Raw genomic sequence first — 21,691 nt, 5'->3', positions numbered from 1 at the left:
ATGATCAGTGACTTTGGTCTTGTCGCCGGGGCGCCCAAGGGGCATGCTGTCGATCGTCAGGCAGGCAGCAAGGAGGCTGATGTGGACCTGCGCGGGACGATCGATGTCGAGACGTTGCGAGGCCGCCGGGCGGTGAACCGCTGGGAGCGGACTTCCGTCGGGGACGTGTTCGAGAGACTGACCTGGAGCTACCCGGACAAGGTCGCCATCACGGGACGTCCCGGTGCCTACGGCGAAGAACGTTTCTCCTCGCTGACGTACCGGCAGGCGGACGAGTTGGCGAACCAGATCGCGCACGCACTGGCCGGCCGGGGCCTAGAACCCGGTGCCCGGGTGGTGCTGTTCTGCGAGAACTCCGTCGAGGCGTATCTGACCAAGATCGGGGTCGCCAAGGCGGGCATGGTCGCGATGCCGGTCAACCCGGCTCTGGCCACCGACGTGCTGGAGTACCTGATCGGGCAGGCCCGCCCCGAGGCGGCCATTGTGGACGCCGAGCTGTGGCCGCGGGCGGAGGCGGCCTTCGCCGCCACCGGCCTGCCGGTGGCGGCGACCATCACCATCGGCGGCGGCCCGGTCGCCGGCAGCCCCCCCTTCGGAGATTTCATCGCCGGCCACGCCACCACCGAGCCCGAGGTCGAGATCCACGGCGACGACATCTGGCAGCTGCTGTATACCTCGGGCACGACCGCGATGCCTAAGGGCGCCATGACCTCTCACCACGCGAGCTATTTCGCGGGCCTGAACTTCAGCGTCACGCTGACCCGAGGGCTGAGCCTGGAGACCGACCTGAAGCTGATCACCTACCTGCCGATGATTTACCATGTCGGCGACCAGGTCTTCACACTGTCGGTGTTCCTCGCGGGTGGATCGCTGGTGCTCGGCCGCCGTCCCGTCCCGGACCAGGTCGCGGTGGCGATCGACCAGGAGCGGCCCACCGCCATCTGGGCGGGTTCCCCGCAGTTCGTCGCCGCGCTGGCCACGGAGGCGGAGGACGCCGACCGCGACCTGTCCAGCCTGACGGTGCTGGTCTATGGCTGGGGGGCACTGGAACCGTCAGTTTATGAGCTGCTGCAGCAGAAGGCGCCCGGGCTGGTCATGGTGGGCATCTTCGGGCAGACCGAGGCAATCGCCTGCCACCGCTTCTGGCCCGCCAAGTGGCCCGAGGTCTACCAGCGCACCGCGCCCGCCGTGAACTACGTGGGGGTTCCCAGCCCGTTGTTGGCCTCGGACGTGGTGGACGAGACGGGAGCGTCCCTGCGGGACAAGCCGCACACGCCGGGCGAGGTGGTCTACCGCACTCCCACCGTCACCGCCGGGTACTACCTCAACGAGGAGGCGACGCGGGCGGCTTTCCGCGACGGCTGGTTCCACTCCGGCGACTCCGCGGTGGTCGACGCCGACGGTCTGCGGATCATGGTCGACCGGTTCAAGGACATCGTGAAGTCCGGCGGGGAGAACGTGTCCAGCCTGCGGGTGGAATCTGTGCTGCATGGCCATCCCGCGGTGGAGAAGGCGGCCGTGATCGGGCTGCCGCACGAACACTGGGGCGAGGCCGTCACCGCGGTGGTGGTGCTGCGGCCGGGTGCGGAGGCGGACGAGGCGGAGCTGATCGCGCACTGCCGCGCCAGGCTCGGTGGCTACGAGACTCCCAAGGCGATCGTGTTCGCCGACACCCTGCCCGAGACGGTGGGAGGCAAGGTGCTCAAGTACAAGCTCCGCGACCGGCACTCGGATCTTTTCCGTGGCCGGATCTGATCGTTCGCCGGTGACGAGGAAAGGAGGCTGACGTGGGTGCCTTCGAGGACGTCCGTTCGGCGAGCATGACCGACCGGGAGGAATTCTGGCTGGCCGCGGCGAAGGCCCTGGACTGGTACCGCCCTCCCGAGCGGGCTCTCGACGAGGACGACCCGCCCTTCTACCGGTGGTTCCCCGGCGGGGAGCTCAACGTCGCCTACAACGCGCTGGACCGCCATGTGGCGGGGGGCCGGGGCGGGCAGGCGGCGCTGATCCACGACTCGCCAGTCACCGGGACACGTCGCACCTACACCTACGCCGAGCTCACCGATGAGGTGGCCAGGTTTGCCGGGGTCCTGCGCGGCCTCGGCGTGGGCAAGGGGGACCGGGTGGTGGTGTATCTGCCGATGGTGCCCGAGGCCGTCGTCGCGATGCTCGCGTGCGCGCGGCTGGGCGCGGTGCATTCGGTGGTGTTCGGGGGGTTCGCCGCCCACGAGCTCGCCGTGCGGATCGATGACGCCACGCCGAAGGTGGTCGTCTCCGCGTCGTGCGGGATCGAGGGCGGACGGATTCTGGAGTATAAGCCCCTGCTCGACCGTGCGCTCGGGTTGTCGGCCCATCGTCCGGCCGCGTGCGTGATACTGCAGCGCCCGCAGGTCAGGGCGGCGATGGGGCCGGCCGACGTGGACTGGGCGGAGGCGATGGCGGCGGCGGTGCCGACCCTGCCTGTGCCGGTGCGCAGCAGCGACCCGCTGTATGTGCTCTACACCTCCGGGACGACCGGCAAGCCCAAGGGCGTCGTCCGCGACAGCGGCGGGTACGCGACGGCACTCGCCTGGTCGATGACCGGTGTTTACGACGTGGGGCCCGGGCAGGCCATCTTCACCGCTTCCGACGTGGGCTGGGTGGTCGGCCACTCATACATCGTCTATGGGCCGCTGCTGACGGGTGCCACGACGGTGCTGTACGAGGGAAAGCCGGTGGGTACGCCGGATGCGGGGCAGTTCTGGCGCGTCTGCGCCGAGCACGGGGTGCGGTCGTTGTTCACCGCGCCGACGGCGTTCCGCGCGCTGCGTAAGGAGGACCCGCACGGTGAGTACGCGCGACGGTACGCCCTGTCGGGACTGAAGTACCTGTTCCTCGCGGGCGAGCGGCTCGATCCGGAGACTTACCATTGGGCGGCGGACCTGCTCGGGATACCGGTCATCGACCACTGGTGGCAGACCGAGACCGGCTGGCCGATCGTGGGCAATCCGGTGGGTGTCGAGCTGTTGCCCGTGAAGCCCGGGTCACCAGCCAAACCCATGCCGGGCTGGGATATTCAGGTGATCGACGCCGACGGCGCGCCGGTCCGCCCGGGGGAGGACGGGGCGATCGTGGCGCGGCTTCCGCTGCCGCCCGGCGCCCTGCTGACCCTGTGGAACGACGACGACCGGTTCGTGCGGTCCTACCTGTCGGCCTTCGACGGCTGTTACCTGACCGGTGATGCCGGGCACATTGACTCCGACGGCTACGTGTTCGTCATGGGCCGTACCGACGACGTGATCAACGTGGCCGGGCATCGGCTGTCCACGGGCGCGATGGAGGAGGTGCTGGCCACGCATCCTGACGTCGCCGAGTGCGCCGTCATCGGGGTGGCCGATCCGCTCAAGGGGCAGGTGCCGCGTGGTTTCGTCGTGCTCAAGGCCGGGGTGGACGGCGACGATGAGGGTTATCGGCGGCAGCTGCGCGATGAGCTGGTGGGGCTGGTGCGGGACCGGATCGGCGCGGTGGCCTCGCTCAAACAGGTCACGGTCGTCGCCGCGCTGCCCAAGACGCGCTCGGGCAAGATCCTGCGCAAGACGATGCGCGGGATCGCCGATGGTCTCGACGAGCCGGTGCCCGCCACGATCGAGGATGCCGGAGTGCTTGAGTCGTTGCGGGCCGTGCTGCGCGGACAGGCACGATGACCGGCGCCACCGGTCTGGTCAGCCTGACCGTGCGGGAGCCGGTCGCGATCGTGCGGCTGGAGCGTTCGTCGCGGCTCAACACCCCGACCGGGGAAATGCTGGCGGATCTGCGGGCCGCGCTCGACGAGGCGGAGTCGCGGCCGGACTGCCGCGCGATCGTGGTCACCGGCAGCGGCCGGGCGTTCTGCGCGGATGCGGACCTGCGGCAGCTGCTGGCCTTGCTGGACAACGGGTCGGGAGGCGGTGTTGTCGTTCGTCCGGCAAGGCCGGGGAGGTCATCAGCAGGCTGGAGACCTCCCCTCTGCCGGTGGTCGCCGCGGTCAATGGCCACGGTCGCGGGTAGTTTCGAACTGGTGCTGGCGACGGACGTGGTGGTGGCGGCCGAGGGCGCGCTGCTCGGTGACGAGCATTTGCGTTCGGCGTGCTGCCCGATGGTGGCGGCGCGGTCCGGCTGGGCCGCAAGGTCCCAGCCAACGTCGCCAGCCGTCTGCTGCTGACCGGTGATCTCGAACCCGCCGAGCGGTTTCAGGGGTGGGGTCTGGTCGAGGCGGTGGTGCCCGCCGGGCAGCCTGCTCGAGCACGCGCTGGCGCTCGCGGGGCGCATCGCCACCCGGAGCCCCCGTGGGCTGGCCGAGATCAAGCGTGTGGCCGGGGCCGTGCAGGATCTTGCCCACCTCCGAGGGGCTCTCGCGGCCGAACTGGACGCCCTCGCCGGTTACGTGGAATCGGCCGACCTGCGTGAGGGCCCGACCGCGTTCGGGAAAGGCTGGGCGTCCCGGTTCGACGACTGGTAGGGGCGGCGCGGGGAACTGGCATGCCGCCTCCGCCGCGGTGCGCCTGCGGTCGGGGGTGGTGTGCGACCGTGCGTCCCGGCCGTGATCCGCGGCGTCGCTCCGCGTGCGCCGGGGTGCGCTGTCAGGCGACTCTGGAAAGGTGTGGCGGCTGGGGTGCCCGGGCGGTCAGGCGCCTTCCTTGTCCTGCCAGTCGGCGAGGGGTTCGACTCGTATTCCCGACGGGACACCGCGAACGCCGAGGCACGCGTGCGCGGCTTCGGTCAGCAACGTTGTCAGCCGCGGCACTGGCAGGCCGGAGTTGTAGAACAGGATCGACTGGATGCTGCCGATCGCCGCGTGCACCAGGACCCTGATCTCCCCGTCGGCCAGATCGGGCCGCAGCGGGGCGACCGCGGCCACCCACTCCTCGATGTAGTGCCGCTGCGCCCGGCGGAGGCGGCGCAGATCGTGGTCGGGCAGGTTGCGGGCTTCCCGGTGGTAGACCTGGAGAATCCGGCGGTCGTGAATGGCGATACGCACGTGGTGCCGAATCAGCCCGCTCACCGCGCTGCCGTCGTCGCGGGCCTCGTCCACGATCGCCGAGGCCCCGTTGGTGAGCTGGTCCATGACTTGTTCGAGCAGCTCGACGAGGATGGCGGACTTGCTCTCGAAGTGCCGGTAGATGCCGGAGCCCACGATGCCGGCGGCCTGACCGATGTCGGCCATGCCGACGGTGTGGTAGCCGTTACGGGAGATCAGTTCCGCGGCCGCGGTCAGGATGCGCGCCTTTCGTGCCGGGTCGCGTCGAGGTCTTCGCGCGTCCTTCACCGGTACCTCCTCGACATTCGCGAGATCTCATCGTACCGGTGCGCGCCTCGCGGGTCGCTGGGGTTTGCCCTCGCGCGGTGGGCGCGGCCACCTGGTGCTCTCCGGCTCGGTACATCTCCTTGCCGTGCCGGAGAGCACACCGCGTCCACTGTGCTCGTCCGGCACGGGTGCCCAAAAATAACCCGTTCAAGTGAAGGACCGTCGGGGCTTGCCGTGCTATGGTCCCCTAGCTAGTGAATAGCGGATCACTAAAGGTCCCGCTCGCGTCTCGGGAAACATCCTTACCGCGCGCCTTTCCCTTGCTTCTGCCCGTGTTGCTTCTAGTATCTGGATTGACAACGAGGTCAGTATGTCCATACTGAAGAATGGCCGTTCACTCAGTCGTCGGCGCCGTCGTAGCGCGTTCGTGTTGCTATCGGCGCTGCTAATCGCATCCGGTATCGCCACGACACCAGCCGAGGCAGCTCGAGTTCCCGCCACCTCTTGCAAGAATGTCGCCGTCCCGGTCACCGCGGCAGGACAGGCTGCCACGATCACGGGCACCCTGTGTGTCCCTCCGGGGGCCACCACCGTGCAGATCCTCGTTCACGGATGGTCCTACGCGCGCTACTACTGGGACATGCCGGAGCAGCCCGACACCTACTCCTACGTGCGCGCGGCGAACAGGCGCGGATACGCGACGCTGAACATCGACCGCCTCGGTGACGGCCAGTCCACCCACCCGCTGAGCGCCTTCGACACCTTCTACGCCGACGTCAGCACCGTGCACCAGGTCATCACCGCGCTGCGGGACGGCAGGCTGGGTACCGCCTTCACAAAGGTGATCGAGGTTGGCCATAGCCTGGGCGGCATCGTCACGATGACCGAGGCGGGCATGTACAAGGATGTCGATGCCATCATTCCCACCGGCATCGCCCACTCGCTCAACTACGTCAACGTCGTCACCAAGATCATCGCAGATGACTATCCGGCGGCGCTGGATCCCAAGTTCGCCGGCTCGGGGCTGGATCCGGCCTACCTCACCAGCTATCCCGGCACCCGAGGCGGATTCTACCTGGGCAGCGCCTCCTCGACCGACCCCGCGGTCGTGGCGGCGGATGAGCGGCTAAAGGAGACCGGCAACCTCGTGGAACTGGCCACGCTGGCCGGGTACAACGTGCTCAATGTCGACCGCACTCTCAACATCCCGGTCTACACGGTCGTGGGTCAGCAGGACCCGTTCATCTGCGGCCTGCTCGGCCCAAGCTGCGGTGATTCCCAGGCGCTGGCGGACTTCGAGCGGCCCTTCTACGGTCCGAATGCGACGGTCGTGGCCGACGTGGTTCCGAACACCGGGCACGACCTGCAGCTGGAACGAAGCGCGCCGCAGAGCAACGCGCGGATGCTCGACTTCGCCGACAAGTACGTCGGCGCAGGCAGGGCGCTGCGGAACACGGCTCCCGGTGTGGCCGCTCCCGTCCCGGCTCCCCGGAACCCGGCCCCCAGCCTCGCCGCGACCACCATCAACGCTGCGGTGATGCATGCCGTGGTGCCTGCCGTGGCGCTCCTGCAGCAGGCCAGCAACGTGGTGCCGGGCCTGGGGGACAACCAGGATCCGATCCCCGGTATGGCGCACGCGCTGTCCACCATCGGCAACCTGACCGACTCCCTGGTCGGCACGTTCCCCGAGGACGTGATCGGCGGCATCTGAGCACGGCATGAGGTTGGCCGGGTGCGGGGCGCTGCCCGCGCCCGGCCAATCCTTGTCTCCCTGTTGCCGGTCTCGGCAGCAGGGCGGAAGGGGCATCCGCTCGTGTCGAGCAGTGCTTCGTCCGGACCAGTGAAGTCAAGGTCGTCTCCGGGGCCCGCCCAGCCCTCGGATCCCGAGTTCGTCCTCACTAAGATCGCCAAAGAGCGGTCCCAGTACGGCGGGCGGCCCGATGATGGTCGCGACCTTTCGCGTCCAGACCCAAGCCGTCGCGATGACGTGATGTGGCTGGCCAATACCTACGACGCGCTGCTCGAAGTGCCGAGCTCTGAGGAACGCGACGCGGATCTCGCGCGCGTGCAGAAGTGGATGTGCCGCGTGACTGGGATGTCGACGGTCAGCGGCGCCGTGTCTGCCATTCGGCGCCTGACACGGCATCAGGTCGTCTTTCATTGCTCCGGTCCGGCTGCCACGCCCGACAGCGTCGCGCCGTGGCTCGGGGTGGAGACGGTGTGGCCGGCCCCCGAACCCGCTGACCGGCCGCGCCCGCTGCGTGAGGTGTTCGGTGAAGCGGTCGCCGACCTGTGTGAGGGCGTGGACACGGTGGCGGTCACCGTGTCGGGCGGCCTGGACTCGCTTGCCGTGCTGCTGCAGGTCGTGGCGTTGCGGCCCCGCCGCCGGGTGCTCGTTTACTGCACTGACCTCGTCGACGACCACGGCCTGGCCGCCGCCGACGTGGTCAGGCGCCTGATCAAGGACCTGGCGCTCGAGGTCGAGCTTATGGTGCTCGACCCCGCCGACTGCCTCGCCGAGCCGGCCTGGTCGCCGCACGGGCCGCGGCTGGACGCCCTGCCGGGCGCCAACGCCACCATTGCCCACCTCGCTGCCGATCGCGGCGCGGGTGTCGTGCTGTCGGGCAACGGGGCCGATGAACTGCTCGCCGTGCCGCGCTACCTCACCCCGCTACTGCTGCGTGCCGGGCGGCTGCCCGGCACGGTGCGCTATCTGGGCGACTCCCGGCGGTCCGGTCCGGGCTGGACCGGTGAACTCCTCGCCACGGCCGCGGGCCTGCTGCCCGCCGAGCAGCGGGCCCGCTGGTACTGGGCGGCGAACTGGCCCGAATGGTGCCAGCCGGCCATCTCCCCGGTGGTCGCGCAACCGTGGCGAGCGCCGGCGCTGACCCGCGCTCAGGAATGGATCACCAGCACGCTCGCCGAGCACACCCGCTCGCGGCGCAGCTGGGCGGCGGCCGACGCGCACGACGCGTTCTGGCCGCGCAGCTACCTCCCACCCGCCGGCCCGGTGCCCGAGGCCTCGCCGTTCCTGCACCCGGACCTCGTGGCCGCGGCGCTGGCGATCCCGTTGACCGACCGCTACGACCCGCGTCTGCCCACGGCCTACCAGCGTTGCAAAGCCGCGGTTGTCGGCTTGCTCCCGTCGGCGGCGCGGGCGGTGCTCCCGCCGCGCAAGCAGTACTACCGGCACGCGCTCACCGCGGCGGTGTCCGGACCGGTGCAGGCGCCGCTCGCGGTCGCCGCCGGCCTGCTGGATCCCGCAGCACTCGCCGGCCAGCTGGACACCGCAGTGCGGATGAACGTGCTCGCGGTCGAGTCCTGGCTGGCCGGTGCGCTCCAGGCCGGGGCCGAGATTCCGGGTGCTGAAGCTCAGCGCTCCAGCCGGTAGGAGTGCAGCCGGTCGTACTCGATGAACCCGCTGGCGTCGTAGAGCCGGTTGGCCGCCGTCCGATCCCGCTCACCACCAGGCTCGTCATCGTCGACGAACAAGATCACGTCGGAGGCGCCGAGCTCGGTCAGCAGCTGCAGCGCCGAGCCGAGCAGCGCCCGCCCGACCCCACGCCCGCGGGCCTCGGGCTCGCTGCTGATCCACCACAGCACGCCGATCCCGAACACCGGCACCCCAACGGTGGCCTGCGCGAGCGCCCGGTCTCCGTCGACCCACGGTCAGCTCACGGACGTCCGGCTCTGGGGCCTCGATCCGGACCTCCGGAACCCGGGGCAGGTCGTCGGCGGGCAGCCGGCGGCCCATGTACCGCCACAGGTCGGTGCCGACGAATCCGGCCTCGACCAGCGCCGCCGCGGTCACCGGCCGGTGCCGCACGGGCAGCGCCTCCAAACCGAGCCCGAGGGCGGTGGCGAAGCTGAACGCTTCCACCACCCGGTGCTCACGCAGCTCATCCAGGACGTGCTGCAGCAGAACGTCGATCGTGGTGCGGTCTTCCCGCGCGTGCAGCCACAGCAGCACCCCTGCGTCATCCCGGGACCGCGTGGAGAACGACACCACCCCCACGACCTCGCCGTCGCTGGTCGCGGCCACGGCCGTGCGCGGCGCGGCCAGCTCCTCCCACCACGACGAGTCGACCGGCGAGCGGCCGGCCAGAGCCTCGCCGAGCATCTCGGCCGTGGCGACCGGCTGGCCGGGAAGCCTGTCCGCGTTGACCAGCTCGAGCACAGCGTCGTGGTCAGAGGCGGGCCGCAGGAGCTGGCTCGAATTCCGGGGGCGCTACACGGAGACCGGGAGGCGGCCGGGAGACCCGCCGCCGCGGCCTCCGTTGTCGCCGAGCGTGCCGTTCTAGCTGCTCAGCGGGCGCGAACGCGCTGCACGGGGACACGATGCCGGAAGCCCCCTGCGCAACGTGCGGCGTCCACGCGGCACTCCACCACGACGTCCGGCCGGACCGGCAGGTAGCTGATCTGCTCGCCCAGCCCGGCACGCGCCGTCACCGCGGCGCGGACGGCTGGGCGCAGCCGCCCCTGCAACGCGGCCAGCACCCAGCTGGACAGTGTCGCCGACAGGCCGGTCCGCACCTGGCCGTCGTCGTCGACCACGGCGAGCACGAGTGCGGTGGGGGAGTCGAGCGCGCCGAGTACGCCGATGACCACCGCGTCCCGATCATCCCAAACTTGATCTTGAGCCAGCGGGCGCGGCCCCCCTGTATCCGCCGCCGCTCCCATCCCGCGTGTGTGCCCCGAACAGGCCGAGGAGTGGTTCACGCGCGGAGCGCAACGGAGGGCGACCGACCGGCCCTCGGTGTTGATGTCGCAGCCCCGCGATCGTTTAGCTGCTCTGGGAGGGGTGTCCCGCAGCTTGCGGACAACCTCCTTCTGCCTGTGGTGGAGTTGCCAGCTTCTTCCCCGGGTGCTGGCTCCTGGGTTGTCCCGCCGGAGGCGGGGGGTGTGTGGGTGGGGTTTGGGAGTTTGGGTGTTGGTGGGGTTGGTTGTTTGTGTGTCTGGTGGTTCGGTAGTTGGGGTGTTGGGAGCGGAGCGGCCTGGTGACCCGGGTGTGGGTACGTTTCTGGTGTATGGTACAAGCGTAGAGCGCTTACCCTGTTTCCCTTGCGTTAGCAAGGGTTCCTTTGTAGACAGACGTAGCTATGAAGAAACTCGTTGCGTAGCAACGGCTTTCGGTGGCCTGAACCACCGAAAGCGTCCGCCGGAGGCGGGGCGCCGGGCAACCGGAGGGCGGCAGTCGTTGGCGCCGTAACGCATGCGGAGGTCGCGGACGTCGAGCGTCGGCTGGTCGCGCGGCGGCTCCGGTGCTCTCATCGCGACCTGGCTCGTCGCTGTCGTAGGTGTTCTCCCCAGCGCTACGCCTGCGCGATGGAATGTAGCAGGCCTACTACATATGATCCAGGTAATACTTCGCGCCGATCCCGCCGTTTACAGTGAGCGCATGGCCCATCCCGGACGTGTCCGCCCCGACGCCTGTCCGGGTGTCTTCGCCACGCACGACGCCGCGGACGGCGCGCTCGCCCGGATCCGGCTGCCCGGCGGACGGGTGAGCGCCGATCAGGCCGACGTGCTGGCCTCGTGCGCGGAGGAGCTCGGCGACGGTTCGGTGCACCTGACCTCGCGCGGCAACATCCAGCTGCGCGGCCTGTCGCGGGACACCGGCGAGCTGGCCGCCCGGCTGACGTCGGCCGGTCTGCTGCCCGCGCCCGCGCACGAGCGGGTGCGCAACTACCTGGCCTCGCCGCTGAGCGGGCTCACCGGCGGGCTGGTCGACGTGCGGGACACGGTGTTCGAGTTGGACCGGGCGGTGTGCGCGCGGCCCGAGCTGGCCGCCCTGCCGGGCCGGTTCCTGTTCGCGCTCGACGACGGCCGGGGCGACGTGTCGGGCGAGGACGCGGACGTGTGCTGGCGGGCGCTGGACTCCGCGACCGGCGCGGTGTTGCTCGCCGGGCGGGACACCGGCGAGCGGGTGCCGTTCGCCGGGGCGGTCGACGCGCTCGTGCGGAAGGCGTTGTGGTTCCTGGAGGTCCGGGGCAGCGCGTGGCGGATGCGGGAGCTGGACCTGCCCGCCGGCGAGCGGCTGCCGTCCTCGCCGGGGGTGCCGATCGGGCCGTTCACCCGTGACGACGGGCGCACCGGTGTCGTCGGCGCGCCGGTGCTGGGGCAGCTCGCGGCCGCGGATCTGCGGGCGCTGGGCGAGGTCGTGGTGACGCCGTGGCGGTCGGTCGTCGTGCCGCTCGGCCTGGACGCGCCGGGACTGGTGACCGATCCGGACGCGCCCGGCCTGGGGATCAGCGCGTGCATCGGGCGGCCGGGCTGCGCGAAGTCGCGCGCCGACGTGCGGGCGGACGCGCTGGCCATGATGTGCCGCGTCCCCGCCGGGGTGCGGATGCACTTCTCCGGATGCGAACGACGGTGCGGGCGACCGCACGAGCCGCACGTCGACGTGCTCGCGGGCACCGAGGGATACCAGAAGGGAACAGCGTGATCGACTACATCCGCGACGGGGCGGAGATCTACCGCCACTCGTTCGCCACGATCCGCGAGGAGGCCGACCTCGCGATCCTGCCGGAGGACCTGGAGCCGGTCGCGGTCCGCATGATCCACTCGTGCGGGATGGTCGACCTCGTCGACGATCTGGCCTACTCGCTCGACCTCGTCGCGTCGGCCCGCGCCGCGCTGCGCGACGGCGCGCCGGTGCTGTGCGACGCGCAGATGATCGCCAGCGGCGTGACCCGCAAGCGCTTGCCCGCCGCGAATGAGATCCTGTGCACGCTGTCCGACGAGCGCGTTCCCGCGCTGGCCGAGCGGATGGGCACCACCCGTTCCGCGGCCGCGCTGGAGCTGTGGCGGGACAAGCTCGCGGGCTCGGTGGTGGCGATCGGCAACGCGCCGACCGCGTTGTTCCGCCTGCTGGAGATGATCGAGGAGGGCGCCGGGGTGCCCGCCGCGATCATCGGGGTGCCGGTCGGGTTCGTCGGCGCCGCCGAGTCGAAGGAAGAGCTGGTCAAGCGCGCGCCCGCGCCCTACCTGGTGGTGCACGGGCGGCGCGGCGGCAGCGCCATGGCGGTGTCGGCGGTCAACGCGCTCGCGAGCGAGGTCGAATGAAGACGGGCAAGCTGTGGGGTGTCGGACTAGGCCCCGGTGACCCGGAGCTGATGACCGTCAAGGCCGCGCGCCTGATCAGCGAGGCCGACGTGATCGCCTACCACTGTGCGCGGCACGGCCGCAGCATCGCGCGATCGGTGGCCGAGCCGTACCTGCGCGAGGGCCAGGTCGAGGAACGGCTGATGTACCCGGTGACGACCGAGGGCACCGACCACCCGGGCGGCTACGAGGGCGCGATCGCCGAGTTCTACGAGCTGAGCGCGAAGCGGCTGGCCGAACACCTGGACGCCGGGCGCGACGTGGTGGTGTTGTGCGAGGGCGACCCGTTCTTCTTCGGCTCCTACATGTACATGCACGAGCGGTTGTGTGACCGGTACGAGGCCGAGGCGGTGCCTGGGGTGACGTCGGTTTCGGCGGCGTCGGCGGTGCTCGGCAAGCCACTGGTGCAGCGCGACGAGGTGCTGACGATCCTGCCGGGGACGTTGCCCGCGCCGGAACTCGCGCGGCGGCTGGCGGACACGCAGGCCGCGGCGGTGATGAAGCTGGGCCGCACGTTCAACTCGGTGCGGGAGGCGCTGGCGGAGGCCGGACGGCTGGACGAGGCCTACTACGTCGAGCGGGCCACGTGGTCCAACCAGAGGGTCGAGCCGTTCGCTGACGTGGACCCCGCGACGGTGCCGTACTTCTCGCTGGCGCTGGTGCCGAGTCCGGCTTACGCATCGCGGAAGGAGCCGGCTGCCGAGCCGGCGGCGGTTGCCGCTGAGGGCGGCGAGGTCGTGGTGGTCGGGCTGGGGCCGGCCGGGCCGGAGTGGCTGACACCGGAAGCGTCCGCGGCGTTGGCCGAGGCTGAGCACATCGTCGGGTACGGGCCGTACGTGGCGAAGGTGCCGCAGCGGGCCGGGCAGGTGCGGCACGCGTCCGGCAACCGGGTCGAGGCCGATCGGGCCCGGCATGCGCTGTCGCTGGCCGCGTCCGGTGCTCGGGTTGCCGTGGTGTCCTCGGGTGATCCCGGGGTGTTCGCGATGGCTTCGGCGGTGCTGGAACAGGCGGCCGAGCTGGAGTCGCCGGTGCCGGTGCGGGTGATCCCGGGGGTGACGGCTGCTTCCGCGGCGGCGGCCCGGGTCGGGGCGCCGTTGGGGCATGACTACTGCGTTTTGTCGTTGTCGGATCGGTTGAAGCCTTGGGACGTCATCGAGCGGCGGCTTGATGCGGCTGGGGTGGCTGATCTTGTGGTGGCGATGTACAACCCGGCTTCGCGGACGCGGACTGAGCAGCTGGTTCGGGCTCGGGACGTGTTGTTGCGGCATCGGTCGCGGGAGACGCCTGTTGTGGTGGCGCGGGATGTTGGGGGTCCTGAGGAGTCGGTGATGGTGACTTCGCTGGGGGAGTTTGATCCTTCGGTGGTTGATATGCGGTGCTTGGTGATTGTCGGGTCGTCGCGGACTCGCGTTGATCACGGGTTTGTCTGGACTCCGCGGTCTTACTGATTGCGTAGCCGCTACACGGGTGTCTGCGCTGCGCGGCTGAAAGCGCAGGCTTCGCTTCGCTACGCCCGGATTTGACCCGCCGCCCCGAATTTCATCGTTTCTACGCCCGACCAGGGGTTGTCAAGGCTGGAAAGAGCCCCTGGTCGCGCGCAGAACTGGGCTGGGGATCGGGTGCGGGGGAGGGGTGGGCGGTCTGTGTGGTCGGGTTTGTTGCCGGGTGGCGGTTTTGTTGGTGGTGAAAAGAGAAGGCCCCCGCTGTTTGGCGGGGGCCTTCTCTTAGCGGGTTGGGGTTGAGCCGTTTGGTTGTTGGGGGCCGGGGCCGGGGCTTTGCCAGCCCCACATGGTTTCGGTTCCGTGTTCCACCTGGGGTGCCACGCCGTCGGTGTACGGCTCGATCTGAAGCAGGCGTCCCCACGAGCGGCCGGACTGGTCGCCCTCCAGGTAGCTCGGCACCTCGGGCTGGTCGGCCAGCTCCTCGATCCACCCGTTCGGCCCGCCGCCGATGTTGTCCGCCACACCGGCCTCCGCGGCCAGATCGCCCGCGGTGATGCGGTACGCCGGGATCTGCGAGATGCCGTCGTGCGAGGCGACCGGGTTCATGCACGGGTACACGAACGCCGCTGGCCAGTCCATGTAGACCGGCGCGCTGCCCACCCGCTGCGTCAGCGTGGTGAACGTCGGCACGCGCGGGGCGCTCACCGCGACCCAGCCGTCGCCCGTGATGTCGTCGTCCTTGGCCACCACACGCACCCGATTCACGTCCGCGGGCAGATCACCGATGTCGAGCCGCTCGTCGGCCCACTTCGTCTCGTCCGCCGACGCCCCGGTGCCGACGTTCTCCGCCAGCACGGTCGTCGACCGCACCACCTCGACACCCGCCGGCGTCTCCCGGCCGAACTCCAGCGCCACGCTCGTCGCCTTGCCGGGGGGCGCCGCGGCGGCGATCGTCACCTGCGCGCCTGCGTGCTGGTCCGGCAACGCGTACCAGTCGGTGCGCAGCCGGCCAGTCGCGGAGCCCTCGTGATAGCTGCTCCACATCGGCACGGTCGCCGTGGTGAAACCGTGCGGCGGCGAGGTCAGCGGGTCGTCGTCGCCGTTGCCGTCGGTGTGGAAACCCGCCGACGACTTCTCGTTGCCCTCGTCCTCGGGCCGGGGCAGCGTCGAGTTCTCCTGCGCCGTGGTCTCCGGCACGGTCACCGCCGACACCGGTTTGAGCATGCTCGACACCGGGTCCTGCTCGACCATCACGTGATCGGAGAGGTTGCAGCTCTTGCCGAACAAGTGGTCCACGTTCGCCGCGGCCAGGCTGTAACTGCCCGTCGACATCTGCTTCTGGATGCCCTTCGCCATGCTGGCGACCTCGAACACCACGACCGCCCCGCACACCACGACCAGCGACGTCGCGCCCAGCCGCAGCGCCCGGCCACCCCGCTCCTGCACCGGCGGCGGCGCACCCGGCCGCTGCATGCGCACGTTCTCCACGAACGCGAACACCGCCGCCACCGCCGCGGCCAGCAGCAGCGCGGTGGACAGGTGGTAGCCCTTGATCGACGGCGCCTTGTCCCACCACGGCACGCCGAGGCTGGACACGAACCAGTACGCGTTCGGGCCCGTCGCGGCCAGCGCGGACACCACCAGCAACCCGGCGGTGAACGCCGCCCGGTTGCGCCGCGACCGCAGCACCGTCGAACTCGTCGCCAGCGCGGTCAGCGCCGCCATCGCCGCCCCCACACCGGCGAACGCGCCGAAGTGGTGCGTCCACTTGGTCGGGGTCAGCGCCAGCAGCAGGAAGAACAGCGCCACGGTGCCGATCAGGCGGCGGGCCGGGCCCAGCGCCGCGCCCTGGATGCGGCCGCGGCGCAGCAGCACCACCAGGCAGGTGCCGGTGCACAGGATCAGCAGCAGCACCGGGAACCGGCGGGTCAGCGCGCCGTCCGCGCTGCTCTCGAACAGCAGCTCGTACCGCGACAGCTCCTCGTACCACGACTTGTTCGGGCCGACCGAGCCACGCAGGCGGGTCGCCTCCATCACCGTCGAGAACGTCTGGTCGGCGAAGACCACGATCAACACGATGAACCCGGCCGCCGCGATCGGCGCCAGCACCGCGGCCCAACCGGAATCGCGGGCCCGGCCGCGCAGCAGGTGGAACAAGGGCTTCGCGGCCACCAGGAACGGCGCCACCGCGATCAACGCGGTCGGCGTCGCGGCCAGCGCGAACGCGGCCCCGATCAGACCGAGGCACAGCGGCAGCAAACGCCGCGTGACCAGTGCGCGCTCCACGGCGCACAGCGCGATCAGCGAGCCCAGCGCGGCCCACGGCTCCGGACGGACACCGTTGTTGAACGGCAGCCACCACACCAGGAACACCACGGCCGCGGCCCAGCCCGCCGCCGGGCTGATCCGGACCTCCTTGCCCAGCCGCGGGAGCACCTCACGGCTGATCAGCAGCCAGCTCAGCACGCCGAGCAGGAACGACGGCAACCGGATCCACGTCGGCACCGTGGACACCGTCGCCATCAGCTCGTAGATGTGGTCGTTCCACCCGAACGGCGCCTCCGCGACGCCGAACCACCGGTGGTAGTTGGTCAGGTAGCCGACCTGGTCGGCGACTCTGGCCATGGTCAGGATGTAGCCGTCGTCCGAGGTCACGGGCCCGATGAACACCCACGCGCCGAGCACGCCGAAGACGGTCACGTCCCGTTTGGTGAGCTTCCACCAGCCGATCGGCGCCCACCGAGGCGCGCGCCGCGCGGTGCCCGAGTCCAGCCGGTTCACCGCGATCAGGCAGCCGATCAGCGACAGCACGCCGAACACGCCGATGCCGACCTTCAGCCCGGTGGGGGACGACTGGTAGCGGGTGTCCGGGGTGATGCCGACCGACAGGCCGGCGATCGGGTCCCGCGCCGACGAGATGTCGGTGTAGATGCCCAGCACGCGTGGCCGGACGTCGCCCGCCGAGTCGTAGACCGGGGTGCCCGCCACCGAAAGGGTGGTGTGCGTCGCGGTCGAGCTGACCCGCACGTCACACCCTGTCGCGGGCAACGGCTGGCGCGCGACCTGCTGGCCGCGGCTGGTCGCGGTGAGCACGCCGTCCTGGACGTTGAGCTGCAGGCCGGCGCCGTTGCCCGCACGGGCGGGCGGCACGGTCGAGAACAGCAGCCCCGCGCCCGCGGTGCGCGCGTCGAGCGATTGGATCGTCGCGCACGGCACACCGACCTGCAGGTCCTGCGCCCAGTAGCCGACGAGCGGGGCGTTCACCGGGCGCGTGTCGCTGCCGGCCGGCCACACGATCTTCGCCGTGTCCTGGACGACCGGCAGCAACGGGAAGGCGACCGCGCAACCCGCGGCGAACAGGCCCAGTACGACGGCGAGCAGCCGCCACAAGAACGTGTGAGGTCGCTCCGGGGAGGTGCGTGCCGAAGTGCCCGGCTGGTCCGGGTCCGTCACCTCATCCGGTGCGACAGTAGGTGTCCTGCTGGCCATCCACATTGGCAGAACGCTATCGCGATGCTTCCTCGCGCTCGCTACGGGATGGGGGTGTGCGGAACCGCTCACGGTGCGTCGCCGCCGACAACGGCCGCCGCCTGCGCCACCCGTGGCGCTCCAGGTCCGGAATGTCCTGCAGCCGGCTCACCGGGCCGAGGCAGAGCCACGCCACCGGCCGCACCCCGGCCGGGATCCCGAGCAGGTCGCGCAGGAATTCCTCGCGGTAGAAGCTCACCCAGCCGACGCCGAGGCCTTCCGCGGTGGCCGCCAGCCAGAGGTTCTGGATGGCCAGGCACACCGAATACAGGCCGGCGTCGGCGATCGCGTGGCGGCCGAGCACGTCCGGCGCGCCGCGGCTCTCGTCGTAGGTCACGACGACACCGAGCGAGGACGACAGGATGCCCTCGATCTTGATCGGCGCGAAGGTCTCCCGGCGCTCCGGCGGCAGCGACGCGGCGAACACCTCGCGCTCGGTGAGCACGTGGTCGCGGAACGCGGTGCGCGTCCGGGTGCTCTCGACGAGCACGAAATCCCACGGCTGGGTGAGTCCGACGCTGGGCGCGGAGTGCGCGGCCTCGAGCACACGGGTCAGCACCTCGTCGTCGATGGGCTCGCCGGTGAACTCCGCGCGCACGTCCCGCCGTCGTCGCAGGACCTCGTAGAACTCCTCGATCATGCGTCCAGGATCGCCGACACCCACCGCAGCGCGGCGCCCACGTCCGCGACGGTGTGCGCGGGCGGACGCGCCGGGCGCCGCACGACGACCACCGGCACGCCCTCCTGCCGGGCCGCGACGAGCTTCGCGGTGGTCATCTCGCCGCCGCTGTCCTTGGTGACCAGCACGTCGATGCGGTGCTCACGCAGCAGCGCGGTCTCGCCTTCGACGGTGTACGGGCCGCGGTCGAGGAGGACCTCCAGGCGCGGCGGCAGCGGCGGCTCCGGCGGGTCGACGCAGCGGGCCAGGAAGTGCGGCCGCGTGCAGCGCGCGAAGGCGGACAGGCCCTGGCGGCCGCTGGTGAGGAAGATCCGTTCGCCGAGGCGTTCCACCAGGTCCGCGGCCTCGTCGAGGGTGTCCACCCAGTGCCAGTCGTCGCCGGGGCCCTGCTGCCAGCCGGGGCGCTGCAGGCGCAGCAGGGGGACGTTCGCCCGGTGCGCGGCCTCGACGGCGGAGGCGCCGATGCGTTCGGCGAACGGATGTGTGGCGTCCACCACGGCGGCGGTGCCGTGCTCGGACAACCAGCGCGCGAGGCCGTCCGGCCCGCCGAAGCCGCCGACGCGCACCTCGCCGACCGGCAGACGCGGGTTGGCGACCCGTCCGGCCAGCGACGACGTGACCGCGACGCCGCGTTGCACGAGCCCGGCGGCCAGCGCGCGGGCCTCACCGGTGCCTCCGAGCACGAGTACTTCCGTCACGCCAGCCATACTGCCTGGTGATGAGGTACGGGTGGACCACCGGAGCGTGTGCGACCGCGGCCACCACGGCCGCGTACACCGCGCTGCTCACCGGCGAGTTCCCCGACCCGGTCGAGGTGGAGCTGCCGCAGGGGCGGCGCCCGGCGTTCGCGCTGGCCACCGAGCGGCTGGACGTGGATTCGGCGACCGCCGGGGTGATCAAGGACGCCGGTGACGACCCGGACGTGACGCACGGCGCGCTGATCCTGTCCACGGTCCGGCGCGGCGAGCCGGGCAGCGGCGTGACGTTCCGCGCGGGCGTCGGGGTGGGGACGGTGACCCTGCCCGGGCTGCCGCTGCCGGTCGGTGAGCCGGCGATCAACCCGGTGCCGCGGCGGCTGATGACCGAGGCGGTGCGGCGGGTCGCGGCCGAGTTCGGCGATGCCGGGGATGTCGTGGTCGAGATCTCCGTGCCCGAGGGCGAGGAGCTGGCGCGGCAGACGTGGAACCCGCGGCTCGGCATCCTCGGCGGGCTGTCGATCCTCGGCACGACCGGCGTGGTGGTGCCGTACTCGTGCTCGGCGTGGATCGACAGCATCCGGCGCGGGGTCGACGTCGCGCGGGCGCTGGGGCACCAGCACGTGGCCGGTGCGACGGGCAGCACGTCGGAGCGGGCGGTGGCCGCGCGGTACGGGCTGCCGGAGACGGCGTTGCTCGACATGGGCGACTTCGCGGGCGCGGTGCTCAAGTACGTGAAGCGCCATCCCGTGCCGCGGCTGACGATCGCCGGCGGGTTCGCGAAGATGTCCAAACTCGCGGCCGGGCACCTGGACCTGCACTCGAAGCGGTCGCAAGTGGACCTCGCGCTGCTGGCCTCGCAGGCGCCGGAGCCGCTGGCCGCGCGGATTCTCGAGGCGAACACTGCGCTGCACGCGCTGCAGCTGTCGCAGGAGGCGGGCTTCCCGATCGGCGAGGCGGTCGCGGACCGGGCGCGGGCCTTCGCGGCGTCGGTGCTGGCCCCGGCGCCGGTCGCGGTGGACGTGCTGGTGATCGACCGGGCGGGGAACGTGGTCGGGGTCAGCGGGGCCTGAGCTTTTCCGACCGGTCCCGCGCCGCCGAGTACAAGTAGCTGTCCGGGAACTTCCCCGCCGCCAGCACGCGGCCCACGAAGATCACCGCCGCGCGGTCGATTCCCGCGGCGCGCACCTCCTGCGCGATGCCGGACAGGACCCCGCGCAGGATCCGCTGCCCCGGCTGGCTCGCGCAGTGCACCACGGCCACTGGGCAGTCCGCGCCGTAGTGCGGCAGCAGCTCCTCGACCACCTGCTCGATCCGGTTGATCGCCAGGTGCACGGCCAGCGTCGTGCCGGTCGCGGCGAAGTTCGCCAGCGTCTCGCCGTCCGGCATGGCCGTCGAGCGGGCCTGGACGCGCGTGATGACCAGGCTCTGCCCGATCGTCGGCACCGTCAGTTCGCGCCCCAGTTCCGCGGCGGCCGCGGCGAAGGCCGGCACGCCGGGCACCACCTGGTACGGCACACCGGCGGCGTCGAGGCGGCGCATCTGCTCGGCCACCGCGCTGTAGATCGACGGGTCGCCCGAGCACAGCCGCGCCACGTCGTGGCCCGCGCGGTCCGCCGCGACCAGCTCGCCGACGATCTGGTCCAGCGACAGGTCCGCTGTGTCGATCCGGCGCGCGTCCGCGGGGCAGTGGGCGAGCAGGTCGGGCGGCGTGAGGCTGCCGGGGTACAGGCAGACCCCGCAGCGCGCCAGCAGGTCCCGCCCGCGCACGGTGATCAGGTCCGCCGCGCCGGGCCCGGCGCCGATGAAGAACACGGTCATTTCACGAAACTCCATTGCGTCACGGTCCGGGCCGGGGTCCAGCCGGTGAATCCGCCGAGCGGCGCGGCGTGCTCGACGGCGATCCGGGTCAGCTCGCCGCCGTGCCGCTGGTACGCCGTCGCCAGCGCCTGTTCCGAGTCGAGCGTCACCGCGTGGGCGACGAGCCGTCCGCCGGGCCGCAGCGCGTCCAGGCAGACGTCCAGCGACGCCAGCCCGCCGCCGACGAACACCGCGTCGGGCGTGGGCAGGTCCGCCAGCACCTCCGGCGCCGCACCCGTCACGACCCGCAGCTCGGGCACCCCCAGCCGGTCCGCGTTGCGCTGGATCCGCGCGACCCGTTCCGCACTGCGCTCGACGGCGATCGCGCGGTTGGCCGGATGCGCCCGCGACCACTCGATCCCGACGCTGCCGGCGCCCGCGCCGACGTCCCACAGCAGCTCACCGGCCACCGGCGCGAGCCGGGCCAGCGCGCTCGCCCGCAGGTCCCGCTTGGTGATCTGCCCGTCGTGTTCGAAGGCGTCGTCCGGCAGCCCGGGCAGGGTCGGCAACGCGGGGCCGGCGCACTCGACCGCGACGACGTTCAACGGATCGCCCACCGGGTGTGACCAGTCTCGCGCGAAACCTTCGACGCGGCGCTCGGCCGGCCCGCCGAGCTGCTCCAGCACCGTGAGTTTGCTCTCGCCGAAACCCCTTGCCACCAGCACGCCGGCGAGCTCCGCCGGCGTGCCGCCGTCGGAGCTGAGCACCACCAGCCGCGCCCCCGGCGCCAGCGCCCGGCTCACCCGGTGCACGCTGCGCCCGACGACGCTGACCACCTCGATCTCCTCCGCGGACCAGCCCATCCTGGCCCGCGCGAGTGCGACCGACGAAACGGCGGGCACGATCCGTACGTGCTCCGCGCCGAACCGCCTGACCAGCGTCGTCCCGATGCCGGACAGCAGCGGATCGCCGCTGGCCAGCACCACGGTCCGGCGTCCGGCGTGCTCGGCGAACAGGCCGTCCAGCGCGGGCAGCAGCGGGCTCGGCCACGCCACCTTCGGCACGTCCAGCGGCACCAGGTCGAGCTGGCGGCGGCCGCCGAACAGCACGTCGGCAGCCGCGATCTCGGCGCGCGCGGGCTCGGTCAGCCCGGCCCACCCGTCGGCCGGGACACCCACAA

General features: G+C 71.4%; 18 protein-coding genes. 10 read left to right on the top strand and 8 right to left on the bottom strand.

Annotated elements, in window-relative coordinates; all coding sequences use genetic code 11:
* From AMETH_RS27440 to AMETH_RS36105, 4 genes are read left to right on the top strand one after another with little or no spacing between them, the layout of a single operon-like run.
* Complete coding sequence (locus AMETH_RS27440) at positions 1-1,755, top strand: AMP-binding protein (RefSeq protein ID WP_223842950.1); 1,755 nt, start codon at positions 1-3, stop codon at positions 1,753-1,755.
* A 32-nt stretch (positions 1,756-1,787) separates the two neighbouring features.
* Positions 1,788-3,683, top strand: coding sequence for a propionyl-CoA synthetase (locus AMETH_RS27435; RefSeq protein ID WP_017984406.1), 1,896 nt, complete (start codon positions 1,788-1,790; stop codon positions 3,681-3,683).
* Positions 3,680-4,180: an enoyl-CoA hydratase/isomerase family protein gene (locus AMETH_RS36110; protein WP_051079450.1), complete on the top strand. Its 501-nt coding sequence runs from the start codon at positions 3,680-3,682 to the stop codon at positions 4,178-4,180. Before AMETH_RS27435 ends, AMETH_RS36110 begins: the two co-directional genes overlap by 4 nt.
* 3 nt (positions 4,181-4,183) lie before the next feature.
* Entirely contained in the window at positions 4,184-4,477 is a 294-nt protein-coding gene (locus AMETH_RS36105; protein ID WP_017984405.1) for a Clp protease/crotonase-like domain-containing protein, read from the top strand.
* 165 nt (positions 4,478-4,642) lie between these two features.
* On the opposite strand, the gene AMETH_RS27425 is transcribed toward AMETH_RS36105, so the two are convergent.
* Positions 4,643-5,284: a TetR/AcrR family transcriptional regulator gene (locus tag AMETH_RS27425; protein WP_017984404.1), complete on the bottom strand. Its 642-nt coding sequence runs from the start codon at positions 5,282-5,284 to the stop codon at positions 4,643-4,645.
* 349 nt (positions 5,285-5,633) lie between these two features.
* Here AMETH_RS27425 and AMETH_RS27420 point away from each other — a divergent pair, with 349 nt between their 5' ends.
* Positions 5,634-6,974 carry an alpha/beta hydrolase gene (locus AMETH_RS27420; protein WP_081617599.1) on the top strand — a complete coding sequence of 447 codons (1,341 nt, stop codon included), beginning with the start codon at positions 5,634-5,636 and terminating at the stop codon, positions 6,972-6,974.
* A 21-nt stretch (positions 6,975-6,995) separates the two neighbouring features.
* Positions 6,996-8,654, top strand: a complete 1,659-nt coding sequence (locus tag AMETH_RS27415; protein WP_223842949.1) for an asparagine synthase-related protein — start codon at positions 6,996-6,998, stop codon at positions 8,652-8,654.
* On the opposite strand, the gene AMETH_RS42230 is transcribed toward AMETH_RS27415, so the two are convergent.
* Together AMETH_RS42230 and AMETH_RS27405 are read right to left on the bottom strand one after the other, a co-directional pair.
* The gene (locus tag AMETH_RS42230) at positions 8,636-8,866 is read right to left on the bottom strand and encodes a GNAT family N-acetyltransferase (protein WP_223843263.1); all 231 of its coding nucleotides are present in this window, start codon (positions 8,864-8,866) and stop codon (positions 8,636-8,638) included. The two genes, AMETH_RS27415 and AMETH_RS42230, sit on opposite strands and share 19 nt — an antisense overlap.
* Positions 8,867-9,568: 702 nt before the next feature.
* Positions 9,569-9,871, bottom strand: a complete 303-nt coding sequence (locus AMETH_RS27405; RefSeq protein ID WP_017984399.1) for a hypothetical protein — start codon at positions 9,869-9,871, stop codon at positions 9,569-9,571.
* A gap of 790 nt (positions 9,872-10,661) precedes the next feature.
* Between AMETH_RS27405 and AMETH_RS27400 the strand changes: the two genes are divergently transcribed.
* The 3 genes from AMETH_RS27400 to AMETH_RS27390 are packed head-to-tail and all read left to right on the top strand — an operon-like array spanning position 10,662 to position 13,815.
* Positions 10,662-11,708 carry a nitrite/sulfite reductase gene (locus AMETH_RS27400; RefSeq protein WP_017984398.1) on the top strand — a complete coding sequence of 349 codons (1,047 nt, stop codon included), beginning with the start codon at positions 10,662-10,664 and terminating at the stop codon, positions 11,706-11,708.
* Entirely contained in the window at positions 11,705-12,328 is a 624-nt protein-coding gene (locus AMETH_RS27395) for a precorrin-8X methylmutase (RefSeq protein WP_017984397.1), read from the top strand. The genes AMETH_RS27400 and AMETH_RS27395 overlap by 4 nt, the downstream gene beginning before the upstream one ends.
* Positions 12,325-13,815 carry a precorrin-2 C(20)-methyltransferase gene (locus tag AMETH_RS27390; protein ID WP_017984396.1) on the top strand — a complete coding sequence of 497 codons (1,491 nt, stop codon included), beginning with the start codon at positions 12,325-12,327 and terminating at the stop codon, positions 13,813-13,815. Before AMETH_RS27395 ends, AMETH_RS27390 begins: the two co-directional genes overlap by 4 nt.
* A 276-nt stretch (positions 13,816-14,091) precedes the next feature.
* Here the strand turns inward: AMETH_RS27390 and AMETH_RS27385 are convergent, their stop codons facing one another.
* Genes AMETH_RS27385 through AMETH_RS27375 form a run of 3 tightly spaced genes read right to left on the bottom strand, consistent with a single transcriptional unit; the run spans position 14,092 to position 18,723 of the window.
* Positions 14,092-17,262, bottom strand: a complete 3,171-nt coding sequence (locus AMETH_RS27385; protein WP_017984395.1) for an arabinosyltransferase domain-containing protein — start codon at positions 17,260-17,262, stop codon at positions 14,092-14,094.
* 52 nt (positions 17,263-17,314) lie between these two features.
* The gene (gene bluB, locus AMETH_RS27380; protein WP_017984394.1) at positions 17,315-17,977 is read right to left on the bottom strand and encodes a 5,6-dimethylbenzimidazole synthase; all 663 of its coding nucleotides are present in this window, start codon (positions 17,975-17,977) and stop codon (positions 17,315-17,317) included.
* Positions 17,974-18,723, bottom strand: a complete 750-nt coding sequence (locus tag AMETH_RS27375; RefSeq protein ID WP_026153425.1) for a cobalt-precorrin-6A reductase — start codon at positions 18,721-18,723, stop codon at positions 17,974-17,976. The genes bluB and AMETH_RS27375 overlap by 4 nt, the downstream gene beginning before the upstream one ends.
* 11 nt (positions 18,724-18,734) lie before the next feature.
* Here AMETH_RS27375 and AMETH_RS27370 point away from each other — a divergent pair, with 11 nt between their 5' ends.
* Entirely contained in the window at positions 18,735-19,784 is a 1,050-nt protein-coding gene (locus tag AMETH_RS27370) for a cobalt-precorrin-5B (C(1))-methyltransferase (protein WP_017984392.1), read from the top strand.
* On the opposite strand, the gene cobM is transcribed toward AMETH_RS27370, so the two are convergent.
* Together cobM and AMETH_RS27360 are read right to left on the bottom strand one after the other, a co-directional pair.
* Complete coding sequence (cobM, locus tag AMETH_RS27365) at positions 19,771-20,532, bottom strand: precorrin-4 C(11)-methyltransferase (protein ID WP_017984391.1); 762 nt, start codon at positions 20,530-20,532, stop codon at positions 19,771-19,773. The genes AMETH_RS27370 and cobM overlap by 14 nt on opposite strands.
* A complete protein-coding gene (locus AMETH_RS27360) occupies positions 20,529-21,689 on the bottom strand; it encodes a bifunctional cobalt-precorrin-7 (C(5))-methyltransferase/cobalt-precorrin-6B (C(15))-methyltransferase (RefSeq protein ID WP_017984390.1) in 1,161 nt (386 codons plus the stop codon). Before AMETH_RS27360 ends, cobM begins: the two co-directional genes overlap by 4 nt.
* Between the last annotated feature and the right edge of the window lie 2 nt (positions 21,690-21,691).

The organism is Amycolatopsis methanolica 239 (genome assembly GCF_000739085.1).
Taxonomy (GTDB): domain Bacteria; phylum Actinomycetota; class Actinomycetes; order Mycobacteriales; family Pseudonocardiaceae; genus Amycolatopsis_E; species Amycolatopsis_E methanolica.
The sequence above is the reverse complement of the archived record's forward strand: the minus strand, read 5'-3'. Positions and strand labels throughout refer to the sequence as shown.